Annotated in this window: 22 protein-coding genes and 1 other RNA gene; 13 read left to right on the top strand and 10 right to left on the bottom strand. The window is 68.3% G+C overall.

Annotated elements, in window-relative coordinates; all coding sequences use genetic code 11:
* Positions 1-82 precede the first annotated feature (82 nt).
* On the top strand, positions 83-793 hold the full coding sequence (locus tag ABD169_RS10830; protein WP_344032155.1) for a hypothetical protein: 711 nt from the start codon (positions 83-85) through the stop codon (positions 791-793).
* Positions 794-833: 40 nt separating this feature from the next.
* Here ABD169_RS10830 and ABD169_RS10825 read toward each other — a convergent pair whose 3' ends face one another.
* From ABD169_RS10825 to ABD169_RS10815, 3 genes are read right to left on the bottom strand one after another with little or no spacing between them, the layout of a single operon-like run.
* The gene (locus tag ABD169_RS10825) at positions 834-1817 is read right to left on the bottom strand and encodes an epimerase (RefSeq protein ID WP_344032153.1); all 984 of its coding nucleotides are present in this window, start codon (positions 1815-1817) and stop codon (positions 834-836) included.
* Entirely contained in the window at positions 1814-2674 is an 861-nt protein-coding gene (locus ABD169_RS10820; RefSeq protein ID WP_344032151.1) for a universal stress protein, read from the bottom strand. Before ABD169_RS10820 ends, ABD169_RS10825 begins: the two co-directional genes overlap by 4 nt.
* 45 nt (positions 2675-2719) lie before the next feature.
* Entirely contained in the window at positions 2720-4159 is a 1440-nt protein-coding gene (locus ABD169_RS10815) for a glyceraldehyde-3-phosphate dehydrogenase (protein ID WP_344032149.1), read from the bottom strand.
* Positions 4160-4389: 230 nt separating this feature from the next.
* Here ABD169_RS10815 and ABD169_RS10810 point away from each other — a divergent pair, with 230 nt between their 5' ends.
* From ABD169_RS10810 to ABD169_RS10790, 5 genes are all read left to right on the top strand, one after another.
* Positions 4390-5304 (top strand): MetQ/NlpA family ABC transporter substrate-binding protein, encoded by a 915-nt coding sequence (locus ABD169_RS10810; protein ID WP_046456328.1) that lies wholly within the window; start codon positions 4390-4392, stop codon positions 5302-5304.
* Between the two features lie 127 nt (positions 5305-5431).
* On the top strand, positions 5432-6460 hold the full coding sequence (locus ABD169_RS10805) for a methionine ABC transporter ATP-binding protein (RefSeq protein WP_344032146.1): 1029 nt from the start codon (positions 5432-5434) through the stop codon (positions 6458-6460).
* The gene (locus ABD169_RS10800) at positions 6460-7125 is read left to right on the top strand and encodes a methionine ABC transporter permease (protein WP_344032144.1); all 666 of its coding nucleotides are present in this window, start codon (positions 6460-6462) and stop codon (positions 7123-7125) included. The genes ABD169_RS10805 and ABD169_RS10800 overlap by 1 nt, the downstream gene beginning before the upstream one ends.
* A gap of 2 nt (positions 7126-7127) precedes the next feature.
* Positions 7128-7997: a Nif3-like dinuclear metal center hexameric protein gene (locus tag ABD169_RS10795; RefSeq protein ID WP_344032142.1), complete on the top strand. Its 870-nt coding sequence runs from the start codon at positions 7128-7130 to the stop codon at positions 7995-7997.
* An 11-nt stretch (positions 7998-8008) separates the two neighbouring features.
* Positions 8009-8737, top strand: coding sequence for a zinc ribbon domain-containing protein (locus ABD169_RS10790; RefSeq protein ID WP_344032141.1), 729 nt, complete (start codon positions 8009-8011; stop codon positions 8735-8737).
* Positions 8738-8744: 7 nt separating this feature from the next.
* On the opposite strand, the gene ABD169_RS10785 is transcribed toward ABD169_RS10790, so the two are convergent.
* Positions 8745-9434 (bottom strand): ArsR/SmtB family transcription factor, encoded by a 690-nt coding sequence (locus ABD169_RS10785; protein ID WP_344032139.1) that lies wholly within the window; start codon positions 9432-9434, stop codon positions 8745-8747.
* Between the two features lie 65 nt (positions 9435-9499).
* Between ABD169_RS10785 and ABD169_RS10780 the strand changes: the two genes are divergently transcribed.
* Positions 9500-10132 (top strand): flavin reductase family protein, encoded by a 633-nt coding sequence (locus ABD169_RS10780; RefSeq protein WP_344032137.1) that lies wholly within the window; start codon positions 9500-9502, stop codon positions 10130-10132.
* A gap of 15 nt (positions 10133-10147) precedes the next feature.
* An RNA gene (gene rnpB, locus ABD169_RS10775) (RNase P RNA component class A) lies at positions 10148-10524 on the top strand.
* A gap of 194 nt (positions 10525-10718) precedes the next feature.
* Here the strand turns inward: rnpB and map are convergent.
* Entirely contained in the window at positions 10719-11591 is an 873-nt protein-coding gene (gene map / locus ABD169_RS10770; protein ID WP_344032135.1) for a type I methionyl aminopeptidase, read from the bottom strand.
* An 18-nt stretch (positions 11592-11609) separates the two neighbouring features.
* Between map and ABD169_RS10765 the strand changes: the two genes are divergently transcribed.
* From ABD169_RS10765 to ABD169_RS10755, 3 genes are all read left to right on the top strand, one after another.
* The gene (locus tag ABD169_RS10765) at positions 11610-11813 is read left to right on the top strand and encodes a hypothetical protein (RefSeq protein WP_046456320.1); all 204 of its coding nucleotides are present in this window, start codon (positions 11610-11612) and stop codon (positions 11811-11813) included.
* 82 nt (positions 11814-11895) lie between these two features.
* Positions 11896-13233, top strand: a complete 1338-nt coding sequence (glnA, locus tag ABD169_RS10760; protein ID WP_046456319.1) for a type I glutamate--ammonia ligase — start codon at positions 11896-11898, stop codon at positions 13231-13233.
* Positions 13234-13240: 7 nt separating this feature from the next.
* Positions 13241-16378, top strand: a complete 3138-nt coding sequence (locus ABD169_RS10755) for a bifunctional [glutamine synthetase] adenylyltransferase/[glutamine synthetase]-adenylyl-L-tyrosine phosphorylase (protein WP_344032133.1) — start codon at positions 13241-13243, stop codon at positions 16376-16378.
* A gap of 32 nt (positions 16379-16410) precedes the next feature.
* Here ABD169_RS10755 and ABD169_RS10750 read toward each other — a convergent pair whose 3' ends face one another.
* Positions 16411-16833, bottom strand: a complete 423-nt coding sequence (locus tag ABD169_RS10750; protein ID WP_344032131.1) for a hypothetical protein — start codon at positions 16831-16833, stop codon at positions 16411-16413.
* 25 nt (positions 16834-16858) lie between these two features.
* Positions 16859-17326: a hypothetical protein gene (locus ABD169_RS10745; protein ID WP_344032129.1), complete on the bottom strand. Its 468-nt coding sequence runs from the start codon at positions 17324-17326 to the stop codon at positions 16859-16861.
* 263 nt (positions 17327-17589) lie between these two features.
* Here ABD169_RS10745 and ABD169_RS10740 point away from each other — a divergent pair, with 263 nt between their 5' ends.
* Both ABD169_RS10740 and ABD169_RS10735 read left to right on the top strand, forming a co-directional pair.
* Positions 17590-17760 (top strand): hypothetical protein, encoded by a 171-nt coding sequence (locus ABD169_RS10740; RefSeq protein WP_344032126.1) that lies wholly within the window; start codon positions 17590-17592, stop codon positions 17758-17760.
* A 602-nt stretch (positions 17761-18362) separates the two neighbouring features.
* Positions 18363-20444, top strand: a complete 2082-nt coding sequence (locus ABD169_RS10735; protein WP_344032124.1) for a KAP family P-loop NTPase fold protein — start codon at positions 18363-18365, stop codon at positions 20442-20444.
* 18 nt (positions 20445-20462) lie between these two features.
* Here the strand turns inward: ABD169_RS10735 and ABD169_RS16190 are convergent, their stop codons facing one another.
* The 3 genes from ABD169_RS16190 to glnA (ABD169_RS10725) all read right to left on the bottom strand — a co-directional run bounded on the left by ABD169_RS16190 (position 20463) and on the right by glnA (ABD169_RS10725) (position 22921).
* Positions 20463-20774 (bottom strand): IS3 family transposase, encoded by a 312-nt coding sequence (locus ABD169_RS16190; protein ID WP_425560969.1) that lies wholly within the window; start codon positions 20772-20774, stop codon positions 20463-20465.
* A 212-nt stretch (positions 20775-20986) separates the two neighbouring features.
* Entirely contained in the window at positions 20987-21214 is a 228-nt protein-coding gene (locus ABD169_RS10730) for a transposase (RefSeq protein WP_344032122.1), read from the bottom strand.
* Positions 21215-21496: 282 nt separating this feature from the next.
* Positions 21497-22921: a type I glutamate--ammonia ligase gene (gene glnA, locus ABD169_RS10725; protein ID WP_046453825.1), complete on the bottom strand. Its 1425-nt coding sequence runs from the start codon at positions 22919-22921 to the stop codon at positions 21497-21499.

The raw sequence follows: 22921 nt of genomic DNA, 5'->3' as shown, positions 1-22921 counted from the left end.
CTCCTGTTTCCTTACTCGTATCGCGATATGATCGCTCCGACCATGGTGCGACGCACCGTGCGCGAAGGAGCGAGGGGATCCGATGCCGCGAACGACCGACCTCACACGAACCGGGATCGCGCTCGCGATCGGAACCGCGGCCTGCGCGGTCGCGGCGCTCTCCGCCTGCGCACCGGCTTCCACGACCTCGACGCCGAGCTCCTCGCCGAGCGTCTCGCAGTCGCCCCGGGCGAGCACGGACCCCATCGAGCACGAGGCGCCCGTCGATCCGACGGTGGTCGGAACCGGCCTGTCCGTCGTCTCGCTGGCCGAAGCCGACACCGCGGGAACGCACGAGGCGTCGCCCTGGTCCGCAGGGGATCCGCTGCCGGACTACCTGGAGCGAGCGCTGAGTCACGAGGCCCCGGTCGTCGATCCCGCGTCGCTGTCCCGGATCGTCGCGACGCACGGAGTCGAAGCCTGGATCGGTACCGGCGTCGAGCAGCTCGCCGGGAAGACCTGCATCGTCGAGGCCCAGTCGCAGATCCCCGTGGTCGAGACCAGCTGCGTCGATCCGGCCGAGTTCGAAGCGAAGGGCGCTGCGGCGCTGCTGCGGCTTCCGAATGGCACGCAGGCGCTCGAGGCGCGCGTGCTCCCGGAGCGGGCGCGCGGGACCGGGATCGTCGCGGGGATGTGGGAGGCACCGAACGATCGGATCCTGCTGCTCGCGAAGCCGCCGACGGTGGACAGCCCGGAGGTCCGCGTCCCCACCGGGGACGGTTCGGCGCCGATCATCGTCGGGACGATGGGCTGAGCAGCGGCGCCACGCCGGTCGGCGAAGCTGAACGCGCGGGTCAGGCGAAGGATTCGCGCAGCGCCGGTTCGAGCTGCGGGTAGGCGAAGCGGAATCCCGCCTCCTGGAGTCGCTCGGGCAGGACCCAGCGGCTCTTCAGCACGAGCTCGGTCTCGGTGCGGATCGCGGCGGCCCCGATCTCGAGCATCCACCGCGGCATCGGCACGCCGAACGGGATCCCCAGCACGCGGCGCACGGTCGCCTGCAGCTCCCGATTGGTCGACGGGTTCGGCGAAGCGACGTTGATCGGTCCGTCGAGCTCCGGACGGGACTCGATGAACCCGACGATGCGCGCGACGTCCTCGACGTGGATCCAGCTGAAACGCTGCGCGCCCCAACGGGCGCCGAAGCGGTGCGCGGTGCCCGCCCTGCGGCGGCTCGCGGGGATCGGCCAGCGGCCGTCCCACTGCGCTCCGCCGAGGCCCAGGCGGGCCAGCGCGCCGATGGGACCGAGCACTCCACCGTGGCCGAGCACGATCGCCGTGCGCAGCGCGACGCGGCGGGTGCCGGGCAGTTCGCCCGAGAAGAACTCGCGCTCCCAAGCGCGGGCGATGCCGACCGAGAACCCCTCGCCGAGCTCGCCCGCGCGCTCCGTCATGGGGCGGTCCTCCGCGTGCCGGTAGATGGTCGCGGTGGACGCGTTGATCCACAGCGGGGGCGGTGCATCCGCGGCGCGGATCGCGCGTCCCAGCGCTGCGGTGGTGCCGACGCGCGAGCGGAGGATCTCGGCGCGGTTCGCGGGGGTGTAGCGGCAGTTGACGCTCTTGCCGGCGAGGCCGAGCACCAGCGACGCGCCGTCGACGGCGCGGGCGAGGCCCGCATCGTCGTCCCAGCGCAGATCGGCTCCGCGTCGGCCGACCGTGAGGACCTGCCGACCGGACTCGCGCAGACGCTGCACGAGCACGCCGCCCATGAAACCCCCGGCTCCACCGACGACCACGCGGCCGGTCGGCTGAGCCGGGGACTCCGAGGAACCGGTGGTCACTCGGCGCGGGTCACGAGGGTCGGGCAGGGCAGTTCCTGCAGCACGCCGTGGCTGACCGAGCCGAGCAGCAGGCGGGAGAATCCGCCGTGACCGCGGCTGCCGACCACGAGCAGGTCGGCGCCCGTCGCGGCCTCGACCAGAGCGGTCACCGGGGGAGCCTGCACGAGCTTGCGCTGCAGCTCGAGATCGGGGTAGCGCTCGGCGAGGCCGGCGGTGCCGATCGCGATGGCCTCCTCGGCCGCCGAACGCTGCGCGGCGATGAGGTCCTCGCTCCAGAGGTACTCGAGGCCGGGCGTGAGGGGCGGCATCCAGGCATAGACCGCGATGAGCGGCACGCCGGCCCGGGACGCCTCGGCTGCGGCGACGGCAATCGCGCGCTTCGAGGGCTCGGATCCGTCGACGCCGACCACGATGCCGGGGACGCGCTCGACCTCCTCCGCGGTGCGCGGCTTCGGGATCACGGCGACCGGGCAGTGCGCAACCGCGGCGACCTTGACGGCGCGAGTGCCGAAGAAGGTGCCGGCGAAGCGGCTGCCCGAGTGGGCGCCCAGCACGAGGAGATCCGCGCGCTTCGACGCCTGCTCGAGCTCGGTGACGGGGTGGCCCACCACGGCGGTGCCGGTGACCGAGCCCGCGAAGCCGCTGCGCTTGGCGTAGGCGCACTCGGCGGCCAGCATCTCGTCGGATGCCTTCTGCGCCTCGGAGACGAAGGCGACGCTCTCGGAGAGGAAGGTGTCGTCGGTGACGTACATCAACTCCACCGACGCGCCGCGTTCGCCGGCCCGCCTCAACCCCCAATCGAGCGCTGCTCGACTCTGCTCGGAACCGTCTACTCCGATGATGAACTTCTCGGACATGGTGCTCCTTTCGGGGGCTGAGGCGGGTGGGGCCGGGCCGGGCTGCTAGGCCTCCAGCGCCGGGAGGTGAGCCGGGTGGCTGCCGGCGAGCTGCTCGATGATGCGGACCACCTGGCAGCTGTAGCCGTACTCGTTGTCGTACCAGACGTAGACCACGGCGCTGTCGCCGGTCACGATGGTCGCGAGGCCGTCCACGATGCCGGCGCGGTTCGAACCGACGAAGTCGGTCGAGACGATCTCGGCGGACTCGACGTAGTCGATCTGCGTGCGCAGCGCGCCCGTGAGCGAGACCTGCTCGAGGAGCGAGTTGAGCTCCTCGCGGGTGGTCTCGCGCTCGAGCTGCAGGTTGAGCACGGCCATCGAGACGTCGGGGGTGGGAACGCGGATCGCGTTGCCGGTGAGCTTGCCCTCGAACTCGGGGAGCGCCTTCGACACGGCCTTCGCGGCACCGGTCTCGGTCAGCACCATGTTGAGCGCCGCCGAGCGGCCGCGACGGTCGCCCTTGTGGAAGTTGTCGATCAGGTTCTGATCGTTGGTGTACGAGTGCACGGTCTCGACGTGCCCGCGCTTGACGCCGAAGTGGTCGTTCATGACCTTGAGCACCGGCGTGATGGCGTTCGTGGTGCAGGAGGCCGCGCTGAGGATGGTGTGCTCGTCGGTGATCTTCGAGCTGTTCACGCCGTACACGACGTTGAGCATGTCGCCCTTGCCGGGAGCGGTGAGCAGCACGCGCGAGATGCCCTGGTTCTGCAGGTGCTGGCCCAGGCCCTCGGCATCGCGCCAGCGGCCCGTGTTGTCGACGAGGATCGCGTCCTCGATGCCGTACTGCGTGTAGTCGACGCTCGCGGGGTCGTTCGAGTAGATGACCTGGATGCGCACGCCGTTGGCGAGGATCGCGTCCTCGTCCTCGAGCACCTTGATGGTGCCGTTGAAGGGGCCGTGCACCGAATCGCGCTTGAGCAGGTTGGCGCGCTTCGCGAGATCGTTCTCGGAGCCCTTGCGCACGACGATCGCGCGCAGGTTCAGGCCGTTGCCGCTGCCCGAGTGATCGATGATGATGCGGGCGAGCAGGCGGCCGATGCGGCCGAAGCCGTAGAGCACGACGTCGGTGCCGTTGCCACGCTCGGCCTCGAGCGCGGGAGCGAGCTCGGCGCGCAGGTAGGCCTCGAGGTCGTTCTGGCCCGACGCGCGGAAGCCGTTGGCGAGCAGCGCGAGGTCGACCGAGACGGGGCCGGGCTGGATCTTCGCCAGCGCTTCGACGACCGCCGACGACTCGTCGAGCGGCAGCTCGACGTCGTCGATCTTGCGCGCGAAGCTGTGCGCCCGGATGATGTCGATCGGGGAGCGGCCCACCAGGCTGCGCCCGTGCACCGACATGACCACGTCGTGATCCCGATACAGCTGACCGATGAGCGGGATCATCCGCTCGGCGAGCTCCTGCTTGGCCTTCCAAGCTTCGAGGTGTGCATCCGCGCGCTGGATCATGTGAACGGTGGGTTCCTTCCGTGGAATGTCGAGGACTCCCGGCCTGCCCGCCGGCGCCGTCTGAGGCGTCGTACCTCAGTATCCCATGCGCGTGCCCGCCGCGCGTCCGCGGCGCTCCGATTTCGCAGGATCCTCGGCTCCGTCATGAAACGTCACGCAGTTCGCGTCGGCCCCGCGGCATCGCCCAGACTCGTGGGGACCGAGCCAGATCGTCACGAAACGAGGAATCCATGGCACTCAGCAAGAAGCGCGGCATCATCGCCGCTTCGATCACCGCCCTGGCGCTCGTGGCTACCACCGCGCTCGCCGGCTGCGCGACCTCGAACGACTCCGCGGACTCCGGGTCGTCCGATGCGAAGCACGTCAAGATCGGCGTGGTGGGCGCCAGCGACCCGTACTGGAAGACCTTCGTCGATGCCGCCAAGAAGGAGGGCATCGACGTCGAGCTGAAGGACTTCACCGACTACAACCAGCCGAACCCCGCGCTCAGCGCCGGTGAGCTCGACCTGAACCAGTTCCAGCACATCGTCTACCTCGCGGACTACAACGTGCAGAACAACGACGACCTCGTGCCGGTGGGCTCGACGGCGATCTACCCGCTCGCCGTGTTCTCGACCAAGCACAAGAAGCTCGACGAGATCCCCAAGGGCGGCACCGTCGCGATCCCGTCGGATCCGACGAACCGCGCCCGCGGCCTGAACGTGCTGCAGTCGGCGGGTCTGCTGAAGCTCAAGGACGGCGGCACGCTGTTCTCGACCCCGAAGGACATCGACGAGGGCGCCTCGAAGGTGAAGGTCAAGGAGATGGACGCGTCGTTCACCGCGACCTCGCTCGCCGACGTCGACGGCGCGGTCGTGAACAACGACTTCGTCACGAAGGCCGGCCTGAAGTTCTCGGACGCCCTCTACCAGGACGACCCCAAGGACGCCGGCGCGAAGTACTTCATCAACATCTTCGCCGCGAAGAAGAAGGACGCCGACAACCCGACCTTCAAGAAGCTCATCGACCTCTACCAGAGCGACGAGGCCGTGCAGAAGGGCGTGCTCGAGAACTCGGGCGGCAGCGCGATCCTGCTGAAGACCCCCGTGTCGGAGCTGCAGGATATTCTGAAGGACGCCGAGAAGCAGGTGAAGGAGCACAAGTAAGCGCTCCCGCCGTTCGAACGATCGAGCGAGCGCGACGAGTCGGAACCGAGGATCTCGTGATTCCGATGCGTCGCGCTCGCTCGATCGGCGTTTCCGGCACCACCATCCACTCAGAAGTGAGGGAACGATGACCCGTGTCCAACTGATCGGGGTCGGCAAGCAGTACCCCGGCCGAGGCAAGGCGAGCGACCCGATCGTCGCCGTCGACGACGTCTCGATCGACGTCGCCTCCGGCGAGATCCACGCCGTCATCGGCTACTCCGGTGCGGGCAAGAGCACGCTGCTCCGGCTCGTGAACGGACTCGAGCGCGCCACCAGCGGCACGATCCTGGTGGGCGACGACGAGATCACCGCACTGCCCGAGCGGGCGCTCCGCGGGGTGCGCGAGCGCATCGGCATGATCTTCCAGCAGTTCAACCTGTTCCACTCGCGCACCGTCGCGAAGAACGTCGAGTACCCGCTCGTCGTCGCGGGCGTCCCGGCAGAGGAGCGCCGCGCGCGCGTCGCCGAGCTGCTCGACTTCGTCGGCCTCGGCGACCGGGCGGGCGCCTACGTCGAACAGCTCTCGGGCGGGCAGAAGCAGCGCGTCGGCATCGCACGCGCCCTCGCCACCAACCCGGGCGTGATCCTGGCCGACGAGGCCACGAGCGCGCTCGACCCCGAGACCTCGCAGGAGGTGCTCGCGCTGCTCCGCCGCATCAACCAGGAGCTCGGCGTCACGATCCTGCTGATCACCCACGAGATGGACGTCGTGCGCGAGCTCGCGCACCGCGTCACCGTCATGGACGGCGGCCGCGCCGTCGAGCAGGGCGGCGTCTTCGAAGTCTTCTCGAGCCCGAAGACCGAGACCACGCGCCGCTTCGTGTCGACCGCGCTGCCGACCGAACCGAATCCCGAGCACCTCGCCGAGCTGCGCGAGCGGCACCGCGGCACGCTCGTCACCCTCACGCTCAAGGACGGCGGCGTCGACCAGCCCGTCGTGTTCCAGACCCTCGCCGATCGCGGCGTCGGCGTCAGCATCATCCACGGCGGCATCACCGACGTCGGCGGCCGCAGCTTCGGCCGCCTCACCCTCGAACTCATCGGCAACGACCTGCAGGTCGAGCACGCGGTCGCGGCGCTCGGGCAGCAGGCCGAACTGGAGGTGCTCCGCTGATGGACGGACTGATCAGACTCATCCAGGACGGCTCGTTCATCGAGGCGACGCTTCAGACCTTGCTCTACGTTGTCGTCGCCCTGGCGATCGGCGGCGTGCTCGGGCTCGTCATCGGGGTCGCGCTCACCGTGACCCGGGCGGGCGGGCTGCTCGAGAGCCGGCCGGTGTTCGTCGTCCTGAACTTCCTCGTGAACTTCTTCCGGCCGATCCCCTTCATCCTGCTCGCCTTCGCGCTGCAGCCGCTCGCGCGAGTGGTCGTGGGCACGGGAATCGGGGACCCGGCCTTCATGTTCGCACTCTCCTTCGCGGCGACCTTCGGCATCGCCCGACTCGTCGAGCAGAACCTCCTCACCGTGTCCCCGGGAGTGATCGAAGCGGCCCGTGCGATGGGCGCGGGACCGATCCGCACGATCATCACCGTCCTCATCCCCGAGGGCGCTGGTCCCGTGATCCTCGGCTACACCTTCGCGTTCATCGCGGTCGTCGACATGACGGCGATGGCCGGCATGATCGCCGGCGGCGGTCTCGGCAACCTCGCGCTCCAGTACGGATACCGCCAGTTCAACCCGTGGGTCACCTGGTCGGCGGTGCTCATCATCATCCTGATCGTGCAGCTCGTGCAGCTGCTCGGCAACGGCATCGCCCGCAAGCTGCTCCGGAGGTAGTCATGACGCAGGACGCACCGCGCACCCTCGGCGATCTGCGCCGCACGGCCGAGCGCTTCTGGCCCGAGGCCACCGCCGAGAGCTGGGATCGCGTCGGCCTCGTCACCGGCCGCGCAGCGGCTCCGCTGCGGCGGGTGTTGCTCGCGGTTGACGCGGTCGACGCCACGGTCGAGGAGGCGCTCGACTGGGACGCCGACGCGCTGCTCACGCACCACCCCCTGCTGCTGCGCGGCATCAACTCGATCGCCGAGGACACCGCCAAGGGATCGCTGCTCGCGCGTCTGATCCGCGGCGAGTGCGCGCTGCTCGCCGCGCACACCAACGCCGATCAGCCCGAGGGCGGGGTCTCCGACGTGATCGCACGACGGCTCGGCCTGGCGGATGCGCAGCCCATCGTGCCGATGGCGAGCGATCCGAGCGCCGGGATCGGCCGGGTGGGGGAGCTGCCCGCACCCGAAACGCTCCGCGCGTTCGCGGAGCGGGTCGCCGGGATCATGCCGGCCACGGTCAGCGGAGTCCGCGTCGCGGGGGATCCGGAGCGGCCGGTCCAGCGCATCGCGCTGCTCGGCGGTGCCGGTGACAGCCTGCTCGACCACCCGCTCGTGCGCGGAGCGGACGTCTACCTCACCTCCGACCTGCGGCACCACCCCGCGCAGGAGTCGCTCGAGCAGTCGGCGGTCGCCGGCGGCCCGGCGCTCGTCGACGTGGCGCACTGGGCGAGCGAATCGCTCTGGCTCGAGGGCGCCGCCGAGCGCCTCGCCGCCGAACTGCCCGGCGTCGAGTTCCGGGTGAGCGCGCGCCGCACCGATCCGTGGGCCTTCTCGGTCGGCGCGAACGACGGCCGCGCATCCGGTGCGGGCTCCGGGCGCTAGTCTTGGGTGCTATGAAGGCCAGTCCCCGCCAGCAGCGACTGCTGCTCGACCTGCAAGAGCTCGATACGACCGCGGCTCGGCTGCGGCGCAAACGCGAGCAGATCCCGCAGCGCGCCGAGCTGGCGTCGCTGCAGGGCGAGCTGTCTGCGGCGAAGGAGCGCTTCATGGGGCTCCAGCGCGAACTCGACGGCCAGCAGGCCGAGATCGATCGCCTCGAGTCCGACACCCAGATGGTGCGGGACCGCAAGGCGCGCGACGAGCAGCTGATCGCCGCGAGCACCTCGCCCAAGGAAGCGCAAGCCCTGCAGAACGAGCTCGACACCCTGGCGCGCCGCACCGGCGAGCTCGAGGAGCGCGAACTCGAGCTCATGGAGGTCGCTGAGCAGACGAAGGCGCGCTTCGACGAGGCGGCCGCCGCGCTCAGCGGTGTCGATGGTCGTCGCGCGGCCCTCGAGGCCGCGATCGGCGAGGCCGAAGCTGCCATCGCCCGCGAGGCCGCCGCCGCTGCCGAGGAGCGTACCGGTGTGGCCGCCGAGATCCAGCGCGACCTGCTCGGTCTCTACGAGGAGACCCGCTCCCGCAACGGCATCGGCGCAGCTCGCCTGCGGGGCAACGTCTCCGAGGGATCCAACATGGCTCTCGCGCCGGCCGAGCTCATGACGATCCGCGAGACCGCACCCGACGAGATCGTGTTCTGCCCGGGCAGTGGCGCGATCCTCGTGCGCGTCGACGAGGCGTAGGCTCCGCTCAATCGAAGAGGCCGAGCCGACGAGCCAGTTCGGCGCGGCCCTGTTCGGTGACGCGCACCGCTCGGGGTACCGAACCGCGAGCCAGCCATCCGAGAACCAGGAACCGCTCGAATACGGCGGCGCCGAGGCTCCCCGCCAGGTGGTCCCGGCGTTCGGTCCAGTCCAGGCAGCGCCGGACGAGCGGGCGGCGCGACCGTTCAGCGGACTCGAGTTCGATACCGAGTTCGACGCACCACCGCTCGCCGGCGGGCGTGAGCCCGGTTCCCGGACCGATCAGTTCCCGCTCCTCCATCGTCCGCAGCAGCGCCACCCCTGCGGCGCCCGCGAGGTGGTCGTAGCAGCTGCGCGCTTCCCGAAGCGCCCGGTCCGCCGCGATCCCGCGGAGCGACGGCTTCGGCGGAGACGGCGCCGTCGACAGCGAGAGGCTCTCGACCAGTGTGGCCGCGCGCGAATCGGCGAGGCTCAGGTAGCGGTGGCGTCCGGCCCGACGCTCCACGACCAGTCCGCTGTCGACGAGCACGTGCAGGTGCTCGGAGGCGGTCGAGCGGGCGATCCCGGCATGCGCGGCGAGCTCGGTCGCGGTCCAGGCGCGACCGTCGAGCAGGATGAGCAGCATGGTGGCTCGGCTGGTGTCCGAGAGCACCGAGGCTGCCCGCGCCAGAGCGGCTCCGTTTTCGCGCGCGTCCATGCGGCTATTCTTCCCGATCGATGCTTCGGCGCGCGCCGAAACGTCACGCGATCACACTGTTCCGCATGCTCGAAACGAATCCCTCGACCATCGATCCCTCCGGCGTGCATCGCACCATCACTCCATCCGTGCTCTACTTCGGGACGCCGGTCGGGGTGCTGTCCACGGCGAACGCGGACGGCACATCGAACCTCGCGCCGATCTCCTCCTACTGGGCGCTCGACGATCTCCTGGTGATCGGGCTGGGCGCGTCGGGGCACAGCATCGCCAACCTGCGGAGGAGGCCCGAGCTGGTGCTGAACCTCGTCGACGAGGGCCGATGGGAGCCCGTCGAACGGCTCGGGCGGACGACCGGTGCTGACCCGATTCCCGAGGGCAAGCGCGAGGGCACCCGCTTCGTCGCGGACAAGTTCCGCATGGTGGGCTGGCATCCGTTGCGCTCGAGCTCCGTCGCGCCCGATCGGGTCGCCGAGCTCCCCGTCCACCTGGAGGCTCGGGTCACCGGGATCCACGAGGAGCCGGACGGGATCGCCAGCGTGCACGCGCGGGTGCGCGCGGTGCACGTCGCGGACGAACTCACCGTTCCGGGAACCTCGCACGTGAACCCGGAGCGATGGCGGCCCCTGATCTACAACTTCCGGCACTACTACGGGCTGGGCGACCGTCGCGGCATCGCCGGCATCGCCGAAGTTCAGTAGACTGTTCACCGAGAATGGGTCGGTGAGACGGTCGCGTCGCGTTCGCTTCGGCGGGCGCGCCGAGGAACGTCCGGGCTGCACAGAGGAGAACGGTGGGTAACGCCCACCCGGGGCAACCCGCGAGAAAGTGCAACAGAAAGCAGACCGACCGCTGCGGGCGACCGCGGCGGCACGGGTGAAACGGTGGTGTAAGAGACCACCGGCGTCCGTGGTGACACGGGCGGCCAGGTAAACCTCGTTCGCAGCAAGGCCAGACAGCAGGCGTTGAAGCTCCTCGCCGAGTCTGCGGGTAGGCCGCTAGAGGGTGTCGGCGACGGCACTCCGAGAGAGATGACCGTCACCGCCGGTTTCGGCCGGCGGGACAGAACCCGGCGTATGATCCGGCCCATTCTCCTTTTGCCCCTGTCTGCCGCATGATCATGCGGTCGGCGGGGGCATCTTGCTGCCGCGGGTCGGGTCCAGATGGGCTTCCACCGTTGGACCGCTTATCCGCCGGTGGACGGCGTGTCGGGCGCAACCGAGACGTCCAATCGTCGGTTCGACGTCCACTGGTCGATGCTGGGAGGCGCGAACGCGGACGCGCGCCTCAGTCGTCCGACAGCGTGAGGATCTCGACGCCCTGCTCGCGCACCACGAGCGTGTGCTCGAACTGCGCGGTCAGCGAGCGGTCGCGGGTGGTCACGGTCCAGCCGTCCTCCCACTGATCCCACTCGTGGGTGCCGAGCGTCAGCATCGGCTCGATCGTGAACACCATGCCGGGCACGATCACATCGTCGAACCGGGGTGCCGAGTCGTAGTGGGGGATGATGAGCCCCGTGTGGAACGCGGCGCCGACGCCGTGCCCGGTGAAGTCGCGCACCACGCCGTAGCCGAAGCGCTTCGCGTAGGTCTCGATGACCCGGCCGATCACGTTCACCTCGCGGCCGGGCGCGACCGCCTTGATCCCGCGCATGAGCGCCTGCTCGGTGCGCTGGATCAGCAGGTCGGCCTCCTCGGAGACCTCGCCGACGCGGAACGTGCGGTTGAGGTCGCCGTGGTAGCCGTCGAGGTACGCGGTGACGTCGATGTTGACGAGGTCGCCCTCGCGCAGCACGGTGTCGTCGGGGATGCCGTGGCAAATGACCTCGTTGACCGAGGTGCAGCTCGACTTCGGGAACCCGCGGTAGCCGAGCGTCGACGGGTAGGCGCCGTGCGAGACCACGTACTCGTGCGCGATCCGGTCGAGCTCCTCGGTGGTGACGCCCGGGCGGATCGCCGCCGCGGCCGCGTCGATGGATCGCGACGCGATGCGGCCCGCGGCGCGGATCTTCGCGATCTCGTCCTCGGTGTAGGTGTTGTCGCCCGTGTAGGGCGGCGGCGCGTCGAGTCCGACGTACGGCGGTCGCTGGATCTGCTTGGGGACGACCCGCACGGGGCTGACACGACCGGGGACCAGGTGACCTGCGGAATCGAACGGCATGCGTCTAGTCTATGGAACATGAGCAAGCGGGATTGGGGGATCGACGATCCCCAGGAGACGTACTGGTACAACACGCGCACCGGCGAGGTCGAGGACGGGCCGCAGTCGCTCTCGGTCGACCGCATCGGTCCGTTCGCGACGCGCGAGGAGGCCGCCCGAGGCCCCGAGATCGTCGCGGAACGCGCCAGGAAGTGGGCCGAGGAAGACGCGCAGGACGACTGAGCCGCGCGGGGGCTCCGCGCCGGTAGTCTGAGAGCAGTCCTCGCGCAGCGCGGGGAGGATCATCGACCCGATCGGAGCCGGCGTGAGCAAGCAGCGGGATTTCGTCCTCCGCACCATCGAGGAGCGCGGCGTCAAGTTCGTGCGCCTCTGGTTCACCGACGTCGCGGGGACGCTCAAATCGGTGGCGCTCGCGCCCGCCGAGGTCGAGGGCGCCTTCGGCGAGGGCATCGGTTTCGACGGGTCCGCGATCGAGGGCCTGACGCGCGCCTACGAGTCGGACCTGCTCGCGGTCCCGGATCCCTCGACGTTCCAGCTGCTGCCGTGGCGCAGCGAGACCGACCCGACGGCGCGCATGTTCTGCGACATCCGCACGCCCAACGGCGAGCCGGCGGTCGCCGACCCGCGCAACGTGCTGAAGCGCGGTCTCGCCCGCGCGGCGGAGCGCGGCTTCACGTTCTACACGCACCCCGAGATCGAGTTCTATCTGCTGAAGTCGAAGGAGTTCGGCGCCGAGGGCCCCGTCCCTGTCGACCGTGCGGGCTACTTCGACAACGTCCCCGGGGGCACCGCGCACGACTTCCGGCGCGACAGCGTCAACATGCTCGAGGATCTCGGCATCTCGGTCGAGTTCAGCCACCACGAGGCGGGTCCGGGGCAGAACGAGATCGACCTGCGGTACGCCGACGCGCTCACCATGGCCGACAACATCATGACCTTCCGCACGGTCGTGAAGGAGGTCGCCATCGCCCAGGGCGTGCACGCGACCTTCATGCCGAAGCCGCTCGCCGGGCAGCCGGGATCGGGCATGCATACGCACCTCTCGCTGTTCGAGGGCGACGCCAACGCGTTCTACGACCCGGCGGCGAAGTACCAGCTCTCGCAGACGGGCCGCCGGTTCGTCGCGGGCCTGCTGCGGCACGCGCCCGAAATCACGGCGATCACCAACCAGTACATCAACTCGTACAAGCGGCTGTGGGGCGGCGACGAGGCGCCCTCGTTCGTGAGCTGGGGCCACAACAACCGCTCCGCCCTCGTGCGCGTGCCGAGCTACAAGCCGAGCAAGGGCGGCAGCGCCCGCGTCGAGTACCGCGCGCTCGACAGCGCGGCCAACCCCTACCTCGCCTTCTCGGTGCTGCTGGCAGCCGGCCTCAAGGGCATCGAGGAGGAGTACGAGCTCCCGCCCGAGGCGGAGGAGAACCTGTGGGCGCTGAGCGACGGCGAGCGTCGTGCGCTCGGCTTCGATCCGCTGCCCACCAGCCTGGATCATGCGCTCGCGGTGATGGAGCGCTCCGAGCTCGTCGCGGAGGCGCTGGGCGAGCAGGTGTTCGCCTACCTGATCCGCGAGAAGCGTCGCGAGGTCGACGAGTACCGCAGCCAGGTGACGCCGTTCGAGCTGTCCTCGATGCTCGGCACGATCTGATCGGCCGATGGCTCCGGGATCCCGCCCTTCCACGCTCGGCCGCGTCGCGCGCGCCGGGTTCCAAGAGCTGAGCGAAGCTCGTGACCGCATCGACGGTCTCGCGGCGCTGCTCGTCGAGCAGGCGGGCGGCGCCGCGAACGCGGGCGTCGCACCGGTCGACGCCGAGACCCTGCTCGACGCCTTCGCCGGGGCGGCCGATCCCGACACCGCGCTCGCGCGGCTGAGCGAGCTCGCCGAGCGGTGTCCGGATCTCTGCGCGGGTCTCGGCGCGAGCGAGTGGGCGCGGCTGTGCCGCCTCGCGGGCGCCTCGCCCGCGCTCGCCGAGTTCTTCACGCGGAACCCCCGCGACCTCGCGCGCCTGCTGCGGGACGGCGGGCGCGTGCCCGATGCTGCGGAGGCGCGGCACGAGCTGCTCGCCGCGGTCGGGGCTGCGGATCCGATCCCGGGGACGGTGGTCGCGGATCCGGCCGTCGCCGACGACCCGGCCGTCGCCGCGGGTCAGCGCGTGCCGATCGCGTCGTCGTCCGACGAGTCCGCCTGGAACGCGCTCCGGACGCGCTACCGCGAACTGCTCGCCGAGCTGATGGTCGCGGACCTCGAACGCGGCGCGGCCGCGGGGGAGCCCGCGCCATTCGCCGAGGTCGCGGCCGCGCTCTCCGACCTGGCCTCGGCCGCGCTCGAGGCCGGTCTCGCGGTCGCGCGACGGCGCCTGCTCGACGGCGAGGGCGGACCCGCGGTCCCCGTCGAACGCGTCGCGGCCGCGCGCCTCGCCGTGGTGGCGATGGGCAAGTGCGGCGCTCGCGAACTGAACGTCGTCTCGGACGTCGATGTCGTGTTCGTCGTCGGCAGCACCGACGACGACGTGCTCGACGGGGACGCGCTCATCCGCGTGACCACCCGGCTCGCCGGCGAGCTCATGCGCGCGATCCACGATCCCGCGCATGAGCCCCCGCTCTGGCAGGTCGACGCGAACCTGCGGCCCGAAGGGCGCCAGGGCGCACTGGTGCGCAGCCTCGCGTCGATGCTCAGCTACTACGAGCGCTGGGCCAAGGCCTGGGAGTTCCAGGCGCTGCTGAAGGCGCGGCCCGTCGCCGGTGACCTCGCGCTCGGCGAGGAGTTCGTCGAGCGCACCCGGCCGATGGTCTGGGCGAGCGGGTCGCGCGAGGACTTCGTCGGCTCCGTGCAGCGGATGCGCCGGCGCGTGACCGAGCACATCGCCGAGGAGGACATCCACCACCAGCTCAAGCTCGGCCCGGGCGGGCTGCGCGACATCGAGTTCAGCGTGCAGCTGCTGCAGCTCGTGCACGGGCAGTACGACGAACGGCTGCGGCTCCGCGGCACGCTCGAGTCCCTCGACGCGCTGGTCGCCGGCGGATACGTCGCCCGCGAGGACGGCGAGCGCCTCGAAGCGGACTACGCGCGGCTCCGGCTGCTCGAACACCGGCTGCAGCTACGGGAGCTGCGGCGCACGGCGCTGATGCCGCGCGATCCCGACGGGCTGCGGGTGCTCGCGCGGGCCTCGGGGCTCGCCGCGACCGCCGAGGAGCTGCGGCGCCGGTGGGAGGCGATCAAGCACGAGGTGCGCGAACTGCACCTGAAGATCTTCTACGCGCCGCTGCTCAGCGCGGTCGCCGCGCTGCCCGACGCCGAGTTCGTGCTGGGCGGCGACGAGGCGCGGGCTCGGCTCGTCGGTATCGGCTTCCGCGATCCCGACGGCGCGATGCGGCACCTGACGGCCCTCACCTCGGGCGGGTCCCGCCGCGCGCGGATCCAGCGCAACCTGCTGCCGGTGCTGCTGCAGTGGCTCTCCTCAGGCACCGATCCCGATGCCGGGCTGCTCGCGTTCCGTCGGGTGAGCGAAGCGAACCGCGACACGCCCTGGTATCTGCGGCTGCTGCGCGACGGATCGGAGGCCGCCGAGCGGCTCACGCACGTGCTGTCGACCTCGCGCTTCGCCGCCGAACTGCTGGAGTCGATCCCCGAGGCCGTCGCCTGGCTGGAGCGCGACGAGCTGATGATGCCGACCTCCTTCGGTACGCTCCGCGCCGAGATGCGAGCGATGGCGTCGCGCCGAGCGACGGTCGACGACGCCGCGGTCGCGCTGCGCGCCGCTCACCGACGAGAGATCCTGCGGCTCGCCCTCGGGCGGCTCGTCGGCGTGATCGACGATGAGGAGGTGGCCGGCGGGCTCGACGCCGCGCACGGCGCCCTGCTCGACGCGCTGCTGCTCGCCCTGCGCGAGAGCGCGCCCGAGACCGGGATCGAGCTCGCCCTGATCGGCATGGGGCGCTACGGCGGGCGGGAGCTCGGCTTCGCCTCAGACATCGACCTCGTCGCCGTGCACCGGGCGCTGCCCGGCACCGCTCCGGACGCCGCGACGCGCGAGGCGCTGCGCCTCGTGACGGAGCTGCGCCGGCTCGTCTCGGATCCGCGCTTCCCGGTCGACCTCGACTTCGACCTGCGCCCCGAGGGCAAGAACGGCCCGCTCGTGCGCAGCCTCGACGCCTATCGCGCTTACTACGAACGCTGGTCGCTCGCCTGGGAGGCGCAGGCGCTGCTGCGGGCCCGCGCCGTCGCGGGCGACGTGGATCTCGGCCGCGACTTCCTCGCGCTGGCCGACGAGATCCGCTTCCCGGAGCAGTTCGGCGAGAACGAGGTGCGCGAGGTGCGGCGGCTCAAGGCGCGCGTCGAGGCGGAACGGCTGCCGCGCGGCGCCGATCCCCGGCGGCACCTCAAGCTCGGTCCGGGCGGGCTCAGCGACGTCGAGTGGCTCGTGCAGCTGCTGCAGCTCGAGCACGGCGCGGGCATTCCCGCGTTCCGCACGGTGTCGACGCGCGAAGCCCTGCGCGCGGCCGTCGAGGCCGAACTCATCGACGGCGAGTCCGAGGAATCGCTCATGGACTCCTGGACGCTGGCGAGCACGCTGCGTTCGGCGCTGACCCTCTGGTCGGGACGCAGATCGGACAGCCTGCCGAACGACCGCACCGATCTCGAAGGCATCGCCGGCGTGCTCGGACTGCCGAGCGGCAGCACGGGCGAGATCGAGGAACGCTGGTTCGGCGCCGCGCGCCGCGCGCGGGCCGTGTTCGAACGCGAGTTCTTCGGCTACGAGGACGGCCCGGGCGTCTCGATGTTCCGACCGTAGGCCGCGACCGGCCGCTCCGGATCGGCCGTGGCTCAGCCGAGCATCAGCGCGTGCGGATCCGTCGGCGAGACCCGGAACGGCAGGACCTTGCCTGGCTGCCAGTTGTGCAGCGCGCCCGCCGCGATCACCGTCTGATACGTGGTGCGGTAGACCGGCGCCCCGTCCCGCTGCACGTCGAGCTCGACCGCGTAGATCGGCACATCGCCGAGCACCTGCCCGGTGGGCGCGAGCGCGACGACGGTGCCCGCCACGGGGATCGCCTGGCGCAAGAACTCGAGGTTGGTGAAGGGGTTCGCCGCGGCGGCGCCGTGGGTGCCCGCGGGCGCGGCGGGATCCGCACCGGCCATCGCCTCGGCGAGATCGGCGGACTGCCGCAGCGCCTCGGCGTAGTCGGTTCGCGCGCTCTCGCGTCCGCCGGCCTTGATCAGACGCCAGACGTCGTTCAGGACGCCCATGGCGACCCCAACGGGCGCGAACGCATCAGCTCGCCAGCGCGATCTTCTGCGGATCGGCGGGATCCACGCGAACCTCGTGCAGCGATCCGACCGCGTAGTTCGCCAGGGCGACGTCGGGCACCATCTCGATCTTCGAGACCCGGTAGGCGGCCTGCCCGGGAAGGGTGATGTCGTACTCCATCTGGAACCACGGCTGGCCGGCCGTGCGATCTCCGGTGTCGACGGCCGAGACGATGACGCAGGTGCCGGGCGCGCCGATCTGCAGGATCCGGTTCAGCTCCTGCCCGTAGGCGTTCAGCACGTCGTGGTCGGCCTGCATCTGCGCGCCGACCTCGGCGGCGTTCGCCATCGTCGGCATGCTGCCGTCGGTGTAGCCCGCCTGTCGGAGCTGCTCGGAGGCGAGCTGCTGCGCGGCCTGCGCCTGCGCGGCCCAGTCGCCACCCGCGGCTCCTGCGGCCCCGGCCGCCTTCTTCGCTCGGTCGAACAGTCCCATGGTCGCCTCCAGCCGGATCGGAGCACTCGCGCGATCGGTTCGACCGGCGGTGTCGGGCCCATCCCATCAGAAGCGGACGGCAGAACGCAAGGAAGCGCGAACCGACAACCAATCCAGTGGAATGGATGCCGATCCGCGCTTCGCGTGCGGCCCGCGGTCAGCGGGTTGTGCGGTGTGATATCGAGCAGGATTGGCGCCGCAACGCGTCCCATGCACGCAGGCGCCCCTTTCGCTCAGCGAACCCGGATCGATATCCTGGCGCCATGAACACTCCCGTCATGCCCGACACGACCCTCGGCTGGGTTCTCGGGATCGCCGTCTGGCTCTTTGTCACCATCATCTGGCTCTGGATCCTGTGGGCGATCATTCGTGGAGCAGTGCTCTCCGCGCTGCGGAAGCACTCGGACGAGATTGCGGAGCGTACGCGAAACTGAGCCGCAGGTCGCCTTCGGCCGACATCGGAGTACCGACCGCCCAAGACAGAAGGAAACCCACCCCGTGCCGCATTCGCGAGGGCGAATCGGGTCCGGGAGGCTTCTTCGGAAGTTGCACGGGGCCCGGAGCTGTGTTCGGCTCGCGATGCCTCGGCTCGGATCAGACCCCGTAATACAGTCGGATACCGCGTGGCGGGGGCCGAGGGTGGCGAAAAACACGAGGTAGAGCGCGAGCTGAATACTTGCAAGGTCGACCGACCGATCTTCGTCGATCGCGGAGTCACGGTCGCTGTGCTCATACGAGCGAATATGAACGCTACCGTTGGGACTATACAAGAGCGGGTCGCCACTCTTTTCGGCCGCTCACAGCGTCGGTCCATGAACGTGCTTCAGATGGGGGAGGCGGGTCGAAGTGGCCTAGTGTCGCAGACCGGACTCACGCGACCCCAGGTAGAATGCGCGCTGAAGAAGCTCATCAAACAGAACAAAGTCGTGATGCGTGGTGGTCGGGGCGGCCGCACGACACAATATCTAATTGCTGACGAGAAGGAGTGGTTATGCAGAACCTCGAATCCACCAAGCTGAGGGAAGCGGCGTAGAGAATGTCGGAACCAAAATCGACAGACAGTCCAATTGAGGCATCCTCAGAAGATCGTTTCGGGCGCGCAGTGCTCGCGCACGATTTTGCTACTGCCATACGTCAGCTGGACCCTTCAAGGGGCGTAGTTGTCAGTGTCTTGGGGCCTTGGGGGCATGGTAAAAGCTCTTTCATTAATCTAATGCGTGAACAGTTTGCGACCCAACCGACTATTCCGGTCGTTGACTTTAACCCCTGGATGTTCTCGGGAACCGAACAACTTGTTGACCACTTCTTCGCCGAGCTTGCATCTCAGTTCAAGGAGCTGCAAGATGATCGCTTAACGAAAGCCGCGGGGCTTCTCGAGAAGTATGGCGATTCGATCGGTTCGGTCGCGGGGAACTTCGGGTTGTGGGGAGGTTTGTTCAACGGTGGCCTTGCGCTAGCGCGTAGCGGAGCAAAGCGGCGAGTGGGACAGCGGGGAAGTGCTGGCGCGCGACGCGACCGAGTAGCGCAGAAGCTTGCTTTGCTTGAGCGGCCTGTCGTTGTGGTGATCGACGATCTAGACCGACTTACCACGGCAGAGATACGCGAAATCTTCAAGTTGGTGAGGCTTACGGCAAGTTTCCCGAACATCGTCTATCTGCTTGCATTCGATCGAAACCGAGTTGAGGCTGCACTTGAGGAAACGAACGTGCCGGGGCGCGAATACCTGGAGAAGATTATTCAGGTTTCATATGATCTGCCCGCAGTGCCAGATCAGATGCTGCAATCGGAGCTCTTGCGCGAGCTGGAGCCATTGGTTGATGGGATCGATGGACTACGGTTCGATGAGGCGCGCTGGGGGGACATCTTTGTTGAGGTGATCCGTCCTCTCGTTGGAAACATGCGCGATATTGTCCGTTACGTGCTGTCTGCCAGAGTAACTATGGATGCTCTGGCACGAGACATCGATGTCTCAGATTTGCTCGCCATGGAAGCTGTACGTGTGTTCCGGCCAGAGCTATTTCTGCAGCTGCGGGACATGAAGCTGGCCTTGACCGAGACCTCTTCGGATTTTGGTTCTTCGCGTAAGAATCCGGCGTATCAGGCTCAAATCGATGAGCTTATTCGCATCTCAGGTCCGGATGAATCGGTCGTTCGAGCGCTCCTAGGTCGGGTCTTCCCCGCGTCGATTAAGTACGTTGAGAATACGAGCTATGGAAGTTCATGGGTTGACTCCTGGAAGAAGCAACATCTCCTTGCAAGCAAGGATTTCCTTAGCAACTACTTCGATCGTGTGGCTCCTGCAGGGCTGCTGAGTTTTCGATTTGCCGAAGAACTCGTCCCAAAGATCGATACGCCAACAGACTTCGCGAAGGCACTGGCCACTGTGCCGATTGAGCTTCTCCCGGATGTGCTCGGGAGTATGGAAACTTTCAAGGGAGAATTCCCGGAGTCGGGCATGTCTAGCGCGATTGCTGCATTGCTCAATCTCATCCCAAGAGTGCCGGAGAGCGCTTCTCTTCTTGGTGGACTTATGGTTATGCGGCCGCAGATCATCGTTGCTCGTGTCATTCTGAGGATGCTCGAGCAACGCGAAGAACTTGAGCGAGCTGATGTGGTCCGAACAGCCCTGCCGCTCGTGCGCTCGTACTCATCAAAACTTGAGCTGCTGCACATGGTTGGCCATCGTGAAAACATCGGCTCGAAAGTTGTACCCGAGTCGGATGTGCAGCCTCTGGAGCGCGAACTTGCCGATGAGATCCTCCGTTTAGGGGTGACAGAACGGTTCGCTGAAGAGTGGGACCTCGCGCGTGTTTTTGGCTTTGCGCAGGAACTGAATGCTGGTGAGTCGGTCGTAGGGGAAGAACGTTCCCCTGACGTTACGCGTGCGGTCCTTGAGTCAGTTCACGGGGAGAATCGTGCACATTCGGGCAACTCTCGACACGTTCGAGTGACGCCGGTACTAGCTTGGGACTGGCTCGTGGATATCTATGGAGGAGAGGTGAACCTCCGGGAATCCTTCGAAGCGTTACGCGAAGCGGACGGTGACACTGACCTTGTGCTGCTGGCCTCCAAATATGCGCGAGGTTGGAGGCCAGAACAAGAAGATAGGTGGGGTTGAGAATGAGTCTCAGGCGCATTACGTGCGAGTTTGATGCCAGATAGTCGCTCGGTGAAGGCTGAAATGCTCCGCTAGGTGTTTCACACTGAGCCTGATCGCGCGCAGAGTTCTTGTTGAGGTCGGCTCCGTCTTCGTGGTGAAGACCTTCTTCGAACGCTTCTCCCCGCGGACCCCGGCCAGCCGCATAAGCTGGCCAGTCTGGTCACGGCCAAGGATCCAGTCTTGCCGGCGCAGCAGCGCATACATCTTCCGGACACCGTAGACGCAGGACTCCTCCGAATGCAGCCGACGAATCTCCGGGATCAGCAGCTCGTGCCACGACCGCTGCACAGATGCCGGGCGCTCTTTCGCGGCTCCGTATCCGCGGGCGGTGAGGAACCCCACCTAGGCTTGCCGCATCACACGGCAGACGAGCTCGACCCCTAAACGATCACGCATTATATCGACGAACGCGATCATCTCAACGAGGGGCGGCCGAGCTCCGTTGCGAGAAACATGGTCGCAGACCTCAGGATCTCGTTCGCCTTTTCCAACTCAGTGACCTACATCCTCAAGCGTTTGATCTTGGCCTGCGCCTCACTCGAGGTTCCCGGCTGATGGCCCTCGTCGACATCGAGGCGCTTCTTCCACAGCCGAAGCGTCTCGGGGTTAATGCCGAGATTCGCGGCGACGTGCTTGATCGCGGCGTGATCGGTCTTGTGATCGGGGTGAGCCTCGCTCAGCATTCGCAGCGCGCGCTGGCGGAACTCGTCCGGATACGGTCCTGGCATACCCCGATCCTCCAAAGGGAAAGGGCGGAACGAAACCCAGAACGAATCACGCGGAGCTGACCCTGACTGTGGCAGGGGCCCGAAGACAAGCCCCGGGAGCGGAGCCGTGCGAAACGGTCATTGAGGTCGCCTGGAAGCGTCCGAATTTCCGTCCGTTTACTCCCAGTAGACGTCCCTAAACGTCCGAATATTGACTGAGTCCCAGACGGCATTCGCCGTCTGGGACTCAGTCAATCACTGGGTTCACAGGCCACGAGACCGGCGCCGGAGAACTTCCCGGAATCAGACCCCGTAGTAGAGCTCGAACTCGTACGGGTGCGGGCGCACCGACATCGGACGGATCTCCAGGTCGTGCTTGAGGTCGATCCAGGTCTGGATCAGCTCCTCGGTGAACACGCCGCCCTCGAGCAGGTAGGCGTGGTCGGCCTCGAGGGCCTCGAGCGCTGCCTCGAGCGAGGTCGGCACCTGGGGGATGTTCTTGGCCTCCTCCGGGGGCAGCTCGTAGAGGTCCTTGTCGATCGGCGCGAGCGGCTCGATGCGGTTGCGGATCCCGTCGAGGCCCGCCATGAGCTGCGCGGCGAACGCGAGGTAGGGGTTGCCCGAGGCGTCGGGTGCGCGGAACTCGATGCGCTTCGCCTTCGGGTTCGAGCCGGTCAGCGGGATGCGCACGGCCGCCGAGCGGTTGCCCGCCGAGTAGGCGAGGTTGATCGGAGCCTCGTACCCCTTGACCAGGCGGCGGTAGCTGTTGATGGTCGGGTTCGTGAACGCGAGCAGCGACGGCGCGTGGTGCAGGATGCCGCCGATGTACCAGCGGGCGATGTCCGACAGACCCGCATAGCCGGCCTCGTCGTAGAACAGCGGCTCGCCGCCGCTCCAGAGCGACATGTGGGTGTGCATGCCCGAACCGTTGTCGCCGAAGACGGGCTTCGGCATGAAGGTCGCGGTCTTGCCCCAGAGCTCGGCCGTGTTCTTCACGATGTACTTGAACTTCAGCACGTCGTCGGCAGCGGAGACGAGGGTGTTGAAGCGGTAGTTGATCTCGGCCTGGCCGGGTGCGCCGACCTCGTGGTGGGAGCGCTCGAGCTGCAGGCCGGCGTCGATGAGGCGCAGCGAGATGTCGTCGCGCAGGTCGGCCTGCTTGTCGACGGGGGAGACGGGGAAGTAGCCGCCCTTGAGCGCGGTCGTGTTGCCGAGGTTGCCGCCCTCGACCTTGCGACCCGAGTTCCAGTGTGCCTCTTCCGAATCGATCTCGTAGAAGGTGCGCTGCGGGGTCGTCTCGTAGCGCACCGAGTCGAGGATGTAGAACTCGGCCTCCGGCGCGAAGAACGCGGTGTCGGCGATGCCGGTCGATGCGAGGTAGCGCTCGGCCTTCTTCGCGACCTGGCGGGGATCCTTCGAGTAGATCTCGCCCGTGCGCGGGTTGAAGATGTCGAACAGCATGATCAGCGTGCGCTCGGCGCGGAACTGATCGATGTACGAGGTGGTGACGTCGGGGATCAGCTGCAGATCGGATTCGGCGATGCCGGCGAACCCGCGGATCGAGGAGCCGTCGAACATCTGGCCGACCTCGAAGAAGTCGAGATCCACGGTCGCCGCGGGGATGTTGAAGTGCTGCTGCACCCCGGGGAGGTCGGTGAACCGGATGTCCAGGAATTTGACGTCCGTGTCTCGAATGAAGTCGATGACTTCCTGCGGGGTCTGAAACAT

The sequence above is a fragment of the Leucobacter iarius genome, assembly GCF_039530105.1.
GTDB classification, from domain to species: domain Bacteria; phylum Actinomycetota; class Actinomycetes; order Actinomycetales; family Microbacteriaceae; genus Leucobacter; species Leucobacter iarius.
Note: the sequence above shows the minus strand (reverse complement) of the source record. Positions and strands in the feature narration are given on the sequence as shown.